The organism is Vibrio sp. D173a, assembly GCF_030248475.1.
This window is the reverse complement of the sequence record NZ_JAHGAH010000648.1, coordinates 1-644: the sequence shown is the minus strand read 5'-3', so window position 1 is coordinate 644 and position 644 is coordinate 1. Positions and strand designations below refer to the sequence as shown.

The following is a 644-nucleotide window of genomic DNA, read 5'->3' as shown; positions in this document are numbered from 1 at the left end:
TCGATAGATTGGTCTATTGAGCAATCATAACTGAGAAGTGAACTGCGCAAAATCAGTCAGGTATAGCTTACCTTAATAAAGGGGAAACAAACAAAGCCATGCCAAACAAAGCCAACGTTAGCCCTGCACCACGTTCGATAATGTAAATATAACGGCTAAGCGACTGATGAACGCGCGGCTGACTGATGGTCGCTGCAATAAGCAGATCCCAAAATAAAACCGCAAAGAACATCCAAATCCCACAAGAGACCTGTTGAATCAGCGTTACCTCACTACCTAAAATGACCGTCAATAAGCTCATATAAAACAGAGCGTTCTTAGGATTAAGTAGCGCTGAGTTTAACCCCATTACAAGCTGCTTCAGAGGTGATGGTATGGCCTGCTCGTCAGATGAAAGCTCTGTTTCACCCTTTTTGCTTCTTAGTAGAACTGTTCCTAACCACAATAGATAGATCGCCCCTAAGATTTCGAACACCGTATAAATCAATTCGTTATCACGGATGCTTGTCCAGCCAAAAATAGCCACACCAATATAGATCGCGTTACCGAGTGCAACGCCAAGGCAAATAAACCGGCTGCCCTTTAATTTGTGTCGAATCGAATGAGCAACTATTAAGAAAAACTCTTGCCCCGGGCTTAATAAA

The 644-nt window shown here is 43.0% G+C and carries 1 protein-coding gene; it reads right to left on the bottom strand.

The annotated features are described in order from the left end of the window. Positions 1 to 67: 67 nt before the first annotated feature. A partial coding sequence (locus KIV40_RS28210) for a LysE family translocator (RefSeq protein ID WP_285352514.1) occupies positions 68 to 644 on the bottom strand: 577 nt, incomplete at its 5' end.